This is a genomic window from Pelotomaculum sp. FP, assembly GCF_004369245.1.
Classification (GTDB): Bacteria; Bacillota; Desulfotomaculia; order Desulfotomaculales; family Pelotomaculaceae; genus Pelotomaculum_C; species Pelotomaculum_C schinkii.
In genome coordinates this window covers 1-7,839 of sequence record NZ_QFGB01000095.1, presented here as the reverse complement: position 1 = coordinate 7,839, position 7,839 = coordinate 1, and the positions used below count along the sequence as shown (strand labels likewise).

Here is a 7,839-nt window from a genome sequence, read left to right as displayed (position 1 = left end):
CGCACACTCTTCGCTAATCAGAGCTGCAAGCTGCATTTCCTTTTCGTTTAACTGTGTCATGGTCATTTCTCCTTTTTGTTTTATATTGGAGATTATTCCCATTTACACAGTTGAAAATACAGCCTCTTTAGATAGCTACAATGGACTCTATCGACCTCTTTTTCCATCCATGTGTACATTTTATATTGCGGTAGACAGAATTACTTTTCCGCTATTATTATTATGCGCCAGTTACTATCCTTATCGTAGTTATGCATTTCGTAGTCACCGTAGATATGTATCTTGCTGAATCCCGCATCCGCCAGTAAGTTTTTATAATCGTCATCTAAGAGAATCTTATTGCAAATATCATACTGGTTGCTTTCCGTACGCTTTACGGAATGATATAAATCCGAACCCTCGACGACCATCCCTAGTTTATTCATCATGTACAGATGCTGTCCTGTGCCACAAGCGCAATCGAGAACTGATTTAACATTATATTTTTTAAATATCGCTTCACAAAAATTCTTTTCGTCTCCCAAATAATCAGATATATCGCCAAATTCGTCGTAATCGTAAGCAAATTTTTCATATGGGTCTGTCATTGTAATTCCTCCTTTTAGACAGATCGCATTAATTATCCATTTTTTGCTGTCATTATATCATAACTACTTAATGACGAAAAAGCATATCTCTCCCTTAGCGGAAAGATATGCTTATCTGGCGTCCCAGGAGGGATTCGAACCCCCGACCTACGGATTAGAAGTCCGTATTATGTTCTGTGAGCAGTTTGGCGAAGTGTGCAAAGGCTTGTCCTGACTGGTTTTCTTAGTCTTATAAATGGTCCTCCGGGGTCAATTTTGGAGCAGAAAAGTGATCTTTGCTCCCAAAATGCTCCCACGATAAAAACCTCTTACGTCAATAACGTCAAGGTTTCCAGGGTTCGGTGCTCCCAAAAATATTGGGAGCCAACTTACTGAACAAATACATTACATTGTTATCATAAATTCAAAACAAGTTTATATCTTCCCAGGTATAAACAAATTAACGGTTTATTTTGCAGCCTGGAGGTATCTATGAGGTATGTACACATTGCCTACGCTTAAAAAATAAGCCCCTAGTCTTGGTGACCAGGGGCTTATTACTGATATTGATAATGTCCTTTTTCGCTAGGCCTTATTGATATAACGTTTGGATTTTTTGAAATTTTTTCGGCCATTACTTCTGAGGCTTCAATCCCAATGGTATTTATAAACTTTGATACAAAAATTATGTTACAATATTTTGAGAGCGTTTTGGCCTTATTCTTGTCCTTGACGCGCACGATCCATTCTTGCATGATTGATCGCCTCCGTAAATTTTTCAATATTTAAGGCACCCATACCCTGAACATGTCTGGGTAATTTAATATCATCCGCAGAACCATAAAGGGCGCTATATATCATATTTACATTACTCACGCTTTTTATAACAGATGCCACTGTTCCAGCTACAACAGGACTAGCGCATGAAGTGCCTCCAAAATTATAAGCATCTATTTGAACTCTACCGGACGCTACAATATTTGGTTTTGAACCACCTAATGGACCTCTACTACTATAATCAGAAACTTTTTTGTCATTTTCTAGAGCGCCCACAGTGATCGCACCTGAAGCGCATGAAGGACACCTTAAAGTATCGACGCTAGGCCCATCATTTCCTGCCGCAACCGTAACAATGACACCTTCATACACTATAGCATTAACAATTTTTGAAATATCGCAGTTGCCTGTACATTTATGTTTCTGTTTAAAACCAAAAGAAATATTGATAACATGTGCTTTCTTTTCTGTCGCTGCCCATTCAAGAGCCCTCATTGCCCAAAGTTCGTCAGGTTGGCCATTACCAACTTTGGCGCTGTAAAGATTTACGCCCTTAGCAAAATATTTAATAATATTGGCAACACAACTTCCATGCCCAACTTGGTCCGTGTGCCCAGTATTGGTAAAATCAATATGTTCAATTACACTCGGGTGATTAACTCCTGAGTCTATCACAACCACCCTTGTATCTCCCCACCCATGATAATTAGAATTAGATAGAGGTCTCCTGCTTGCGGGTGGAGTGAAGAAATACGTGGTAAGAAACTCTCCCTCCAAGTATTCCCCTTTTAAAGGAGTTCTAACAGTTTCCACAAACGATAGCTTTTTTATTTGGTCGCCTTTGGATGAAGTGTCAACTTTTACACCTATCAATGGTATAAACTGAGACTGATAAACTATTTCTGCGCCAAGACTTTTTATAATTTTTATTTCGTCCTGATCCAGATTATTCTTTAGATTAACAATTAGTTCCATAGCTTGTCCCCTTAACCTCTCCCCGATCCTCTAAAACGTTAAAGAGTTGGTTGTCCGAGGGGTTAAATCCCAGGCGGGGTTTAAAAATACTTCGGTAAAAATCAATTATTTTCCTGCAAAAATAAATAAATTTTACCAAAAAAAATTCACGGACAAGCTTATGTAAAAGTATTTTACCAAATATACATTAAACATCAATAACAAAATTATTAAATTTATAGTTATTTCAATGATTTTTTGTGTTTATTTAATTGAAATGTAGATGGGTTTTTTACTTTTACGGGTAAAATAAAACCAGCTCACTACTGCAGACTGGCTCTGCCCAGGACTTCCTGAACCAGCTTAGAACAGCCTCTCTGGCCTGATGCAATCCCACCCTGTAGCTGGTTAAGGATTATTGAGCTTTTCTCTCTTCCGCCAGGTCTACTGTCATGCTTGCTGGGTTTTCGAATGATTTACTACCGACCGGCTGCCTTAAATACTCCCTAAACTGCTCAGGATTAATATAGTAATTCCATTTCTTCCGCTTTACTGCCACCCCGAATGGAAACTTGCCTTGTTGCAGTGCTATCCGTAAAAACTGAGGATTCACTCCCATAATAGCGGCCGCCTTCGGTAGTGGCATGCGCTTACCTCCCGGTATTTCCTGACTCACAGGGTCTGTCTCCCACTTTAGCCGGTTGCTGAGGTCTCTCCTCCGGTTATCCGTTTTTCATACCACTCGTAAAACTGCTTTCTTGGTACCCGTATCCTTTTTCCCAGCTTGAAAACAGGGAACACCCCCTCCTTCGCATATTGGTAAGCCCTGCCTACTCCAATTCCTAATATTTCAGCCACTTCAGGAACCGACATATGGAGGTTGCTTTTAGGTGTTTTAAACATTTACTTCACCTGCCTTTTGTTGATGAGGCTACTACTGTCACCATTGCGGAACTTTTGAAATTTTTTGTAGTTTTGTCACCACCTTTTTGTTTTAAGAATGTGCCACATCGGAAAGCTTTGTTGAGGAGGCGACATTTTGTCGTGTCCTCTGGTTGTTTCCGCTTAATCCCCCAGTATTCTTTTAAAAACTTCGCCCTCTCGCCTTTTTAATTGGGTCGCCATCGCCTTGGCGGCGTTCTTTATGGAGCGGCCCCGCCGTAGCGGGACCGACTCCAACCCCTGGCCTTAATTTATATTTGCTACCGCTACAGGCTCAGGAAACCAGCGCTTACTTTTAAAGGATGCTAGCGTCATGGCGCCCTCCTCTGTGATTGTGATTACTAAGACTCTCCCACATCTTGGGCATTTAATTGACATTTCCATCCTGCCTATTAAGGAGTAGTAAAATATCATCCTATTGCATTTGGGGCAGCGGTATTTTTTTTCTTTTAAATTCTCTGCCATAAAACCAGCCTCCCCTATCCAACGAGCTTTTCAACCGGCACATCTAATTCCTTCGCAAGCCGCGCAAGAAGACGAATAGATTTATACTCACCACTTTCAACACGTCCAAGGTGGCGAGGAGTAATAAGCACTCTATCAGCAAGTTCCGACCGACTCAGACCTTTCTTAATCCGCAACCGCTTAACTGGCGACATCGAGAACACCCTCCCTGGTAAAAAGTTGCTTCAGGCTTGTCCCATCCTGGAGGCCAGCAAGATAATATTTACGCTCTACCATGCCCATAAGTGTAGCCTGTGCCTCTTCAAGCCGATCGACAAGGTTCCTGTCCTCCGGTGGAAGTTTATCGTTAATTGACTTCTGAGCGTCAAGGACATCGTCAAAGCGCTTCATGAACTCTTCGTCCTCGGCGACAGTCATGCCGATCTCGTCGCAGCGGGCATCGATGATCTTTTCCATGATTTTTAACATTTGAAATAATCACCTCCCTAAATGTCTACAAGTCTATTTCTAAAAGCATAGGCTGCAACCTGAACACGGTTTTCCAGGGACAGCTTATAATGAATGTCGGTAATGTGATTTCTTACCGTCTTCTCAGAAATATAAAGCTTTCTTGCTATATCCTTGTTGCGGTCCCCGTTAGCAATGTTTTTAACGATTTCGATTTCTCGCGGCGTTAAATTGCATTTGGACATAAGAAAACCTCCTTTAAGTGCTGGGTTCTCTTTGGGTTTTGAAATATTTCTATTATGTCATTTGCCCACTTTATTGCTGAATTCTCTAATTCTCTCCTATGCGCGAAACTTTTCATCCACTTCTCTGCAAAGGCGCTCCTTTTCTATTTGTTTTACCCATTCAAGGTTCGCCCGGTGTCGTTCGTCATTTGCTTTATCTATTCCTTTCTGGATATCTCCCATGGTCACGTATTGTCCCATCAGTTTTAACCTTTCAATGAATCCATGGAAATACAGCTGATCTCCAACATGCACATAAGTAGTGAGAAGCCTATCATCGATAGCACCTGCTGCTTTTTTTACCTTTTCCCTGTCTGCTCCGCATGATAAAGCTAAATCAGCAAGTTTGCTTACTGCCTTTAGATGATCTTCCTCGCAGGTCTTCGCTACGTTTTCTGAAAGCAGGCCAATAGGATTATTATAATCATCCATAAATTGGTCTACTATATAGGCCACAAGGTCTTCTCTACTCATTTTACTGGCCTTTACGGACGGTTTTTCAATTATCGTGGACACAAAAATACCTCCCTTGTGTTTTTTCCATAATTCTCTCAATAGGGGACAATAATATACCCTATTTTTGGAAAATGGCTTGATTTCCACCATGAGGAGGTTATAATAAAAAAGATAGCCTCTCATGGGGCACTCATTTGCAGGAAGGATCTACTTGGCGGTGGGGCCTTCCTGCTTTAATTTTTCCCGTTTGTTTTGAGCCATTTTAATATTTCGTCTTTCTCAAATCTAATACTTTTACCATGTTTAATGCAGGGCATCCCTTCCTTTCTCCATCGCCAGGCTGTTGCACGGGTAATTTGGAGCCATTCACATAATTGTCTTTCTGTCAAAAGCCTTCCTTCCATTTTTCACCTCCTTATTGCATTATATTGCTTAATATTGCTTAATGTCAATACCAATATGTAAATTTTGGGCAAAAGAAAAGAGCCCGGAGGCCCTTATAAAACTTTTTCAATTGCCACCCATTATTTCCCTCAAAACTCCACAGGCATAAAGCCACCTTAATTATTTTTTATTATCCCTTTAGAGAAGCTAGTTAAAAAAAATATAAACTGGTTCATGGTAATAGTTATTGTGTCACACTATCAAAGCACTCAATAATTAGCCTATCCAGTTTACTCAGATCGTCAACGGAATTTAAGAATATTCTACTCTCCCCATGGCTTTTGGGTGCAGCTTCGGTTTTGAACGACTCTGATAATTGCATAGCTTTTTCAACCGGTATCTTTGTTATGATAAATTTAGATAGATAGCCTCTGTAGATCTTCCCTGAATTTCAATACTTACCCCCTCCTTAATAATTCTCTCCATTTACCATTAATGCTCTCAAGTTTTTATTTCTACAATGGGCCATCAAAATATTACCTCCTTGCCAATATTCTGCAAGAATATACTATTTCCTTGACAAAAGTTCCGACAAGATACGACAATAATAAAATTCTTTTACCAGTTCCAACTTAACCTTCTCACGACCATGTTGTTTTCTAATAATGTGATTAAATATGACGCCTGCGGTTCATTGAGAAGATATATTTTAGCGGGATTCCCGCCAGTATACTTGGATGTCACATCCAAGTTTCCTAATTCCTCAAAATCAGAATAAAAGAGATTAAAATGGGAACTGCCGAAAATTCTGTCGTCTAAATTCTTTGTTAACTGAATACATTAATCGATTTAGTTCTAGCCCTACTCGTACTAAAATTTGAGGGTCTAAAGTAGATCTCTTTCATGTTTTTTCATGTTATTTGGTGAAAACTTTATCGGCGCAAGTTTGTGCCGCCAGTTTCCGTGGACGTTACGTCCTCGGAAAAAGTCTTGGCCGAATTTTAACAGAGGGGGTGACCAAAACGTCCATCCCTTTTTTAGCAGATACTTTCTGTCGGTGTACTCGTTATGATGTACCCCTTTAAAACTGGCGGCGCAGATTTACGCCACCAAATTCTAAGGCTCCGATTTTAAATCGGAACTAACCTCTCCAGCATAAAATGGTGTGGTTGCTGTAAAATAACCATAATGCAGTCGTTACGGCAAAAATTTATTTTTTCCTCGATTTTGAGGAGAAAATACCGGTGTAGCGTTTCGGCAGACCCCCAAAGTTCCAATATAGGGGTCATTACGACCACCCAGGAAGGAGAGCAGACATCCAAAGGTCTGTTCTCAAAACCGACCTTTCCTGATTATGAGCCTCGGTTATGAGATTGCCCGCGGTCTCTGCGAATGGGAGCGCCGGCAGAGCCCCTGTCTGACGCTGAATATATCGACCGGGAGAATAAGCGCCGGGAGAAAGAGAAAAAACGCCGGGATGAGGCGTTTAAAAGGGTCTTCGTCGTGTACCCAGATCAGGCTTGGAGGTGGTGGGTGTAACATTATGGGAAGTATTGTCGAATATGAAGGATGTTGACAATAAACATAATATATAAACCTTAAATATTATGGAGGTGACGGCATGAGAAAATACAGGGTTTTACTAACACTTCTAATTACAGCCATAGCATGTGTGATATTAGTTAGCTGCTCGTCTGGATCTCCGAAGGGAGACTCAAAAAAAGCAATGGAAGCGTATTACCAATATATCGTTGATGGCAATTTTGAAAGTGCTTATGAAAAACTAGCTGAGGAGGTCAAAAATAATGTGAGCAAGGAAGATTTCATTCTTTTGAATTCACTCCGAAGGGAATGTTATCCACTTAAAGGCTTTAAGGTTGAAAAGATTGATAATACTAGTACCGTCAAGGACAGCGTTGAATTTAACGTTGTTCAAACCATTAATAATGCAAGAGAAAACAAAGAAACCAATGAAACATATAAAAGAAAGGTCGTTGCAAGCAATAACGAATGGAAGGTTTATCAAGAAATCGACTTAAAGCAGGAAATTCCCGATTTGTATAATTATATTGGTTGGATGTATCTTGAAGGGAAAGGTAAAGACAAAAACCTAAATGAGGCAGCTAGTACGTTCAATCAAGCAATAAAATATAACCCTGATTATGCTAGACCCTATTATGGGCTGGCTGTTGTCTATCAACAACAAGGTAGATATGATGAATCAATTAACAATGCAAATAATTTTATGGACAAAACCAAGTCCGACCAGGAAAAATCTGCCGCATATAATGTTTTAGGGCTTGGCTATTGGGAAAAAGGGCAACTCAAAGACGCAAAAGATTCTTTTTTAAGAGCCCTTGAGTTTGATAACAGTAATGAATATGCCAAAAACAACCTTGCAAATTTAAATAAGTAGACAAAGCCGGTGGGTTGGAGCGAGGCTGTATTTTCAACTGTGTAAATGGGAATAATCTCCAATATAAAACAAAAAGGAGAAATGACCATGACACAGTTAAACGAAAAGGAAATGCAGCTTGCAGCTCTGATTAGCGAAGAGTGTGCGA

11 protein-coding genes are annotated in these 7,839 nt (G+C 40.1%); 1 reads left to right on the top strand and 10 read right to left on the bottom strand.

Features of this window, described 5'->3' with window-relative positions; genetic code table 11:
* Positions 1–200: 200 nt before the first annotated feature.
* The 10 genes from Psfp_RS20370 to Psfp_RS20325 all read right to left on the bottom strand — a co-directional run bounded on the left by Psfp_RS20370 (position 201) and on the right by Psfp_RS20325 (position 5,295).
* Positions 201–587 carry a hypothetical protein gene (locus Psfp_RS20370; protein ID WP_134220343.1) on the bottom strand — a complete coding sequence of 129 codons (387 nt, stop codon included), beginning with the start codon at positions 585–587 and terminating at the stop codon, positions 201–203.
* 696 nt (positions 588–1,283) lie between these two features.
* A complete protein-coding gene (locus Psfp_RS20365) occupies positions 1,284–2,318 on the bottom strand; it encodes a S8 family serine peptidase (RefSeq protein WP_134220342.1) in 1,035 nt (344 codons plus the stop codon).
* Between the two features lie 394 nt (positions 2,319–2,712).
* Positions 2,713–2,973, bottom strand: a complete 261-nt coding sequence (locus tag Psfp_RS20360) for a hypothetical protein (protein WP_134220341.1) — start codon at positions 2,971–2,973, stop codon at positions 2,713–2,715.
* A gap of 17 nt (positions 2,974–2,990) precedes the next feature.
* Entirely contained in the window at positions 2,991–3,200 is a 210-nt protein-coding gene (locus tag Psfp_RS20355; RefSeq protein ID WP_243120830.1) for a helix-turn-helix domain-containing protein, read from the bottom strand.
* A 285-nt stretch (positions 3,201–3,485) separates the two neighbouring features.
* The gene (locus tag Psfp_RS20350; protein WP_134220340.1) at positions 3,486–3,704 is read right to left on the bottom strand and encodes a hypothetical protein; all 219 of its coding nucleotides are present in this window, start codon (positions 3,702–3,704) and stop codon (positions 3,486–3,488) included.
* A 14-nt stretch (positions 3,705–3,718) separates the two neighbouring features.
* Positions 3,719–3,898 (bottom strand): helix-turn-helix transcriptional regulator, encoded by a 180-nt coding sequence (locus tag Psfp_RS20345; protein WP_134220339.1) that lies wholly within the window; start codon positions 3,896–3,898, stop codon positions 3,719–3,721.
* Positions 3,885–4,172: a DUF6809 family protein gene (locus Psfp_RS20340; RefSeq protein WP_134220338.1), complete on the bottom strand. Its 288-nt coding sequence runs from the start codon at positions 4,170–4,172 to the stop codon at positions 3,885–3,887. The genes Psfp_RS20345 and Psfp_RS20340 overlap by 14 nt, the downstream gene beginning before the upstream one ends.
* Before the next feature lie 17 nt (positions 4,173–4,189).
* Positions 4,190–4,396, bottom strand: coding sequence for a LuxR C-terminal-related transcriptional regulator (locus tag Psfp_RS20335; protein ID WP_134220337.1), 207 nt, complete (start codon positions 4,394–4,396; stop codon positions 4,190–4,192).
* Between the two features lie 96 nt (positions 4,397–4,492).
* The gene (locus Psfp_RS20330; RefSeq protein WP_134220336.1) at positions 4,493–4,951 is read right to left on the bottom strand and encodes a hypothetical protein; all 459 of its coding nucleotides are present in this window, start codon (positions 4,949–4,951) and stop codon (positions 4,493–4,495) included.
* 173 nt (positions 4,952–5,124) lie between these two features.
* Positions 5,125–5,295, bottom strand: a complete 171-nt coding sequence (locus tag Psfp_RS20325) for a helix-turn-helix domain-containing protein (protein ID WP_134220335.1) — start codon at positions 5,293–5,295, stop codon at positions 5,125–5,127.
* Between the two features lie 1,601 nt (positions 5,296–6,896).
* Here Psfp_RS20325 and Psfp_RS20320 point away from each other — a divergent pair.
* Complete coding sequence (locus Psfp_RS20320; RefSeq protein WP_134220334.1) at positions 6,897–7,691, top strand: tetratricopeptide repeat protein; 795 nt, start codon at positions 6,897–6,899, stop codon at positions 7,689–7,691.
* Positions 7,692–7,839 lie beyond the last annotated feature (148 nt).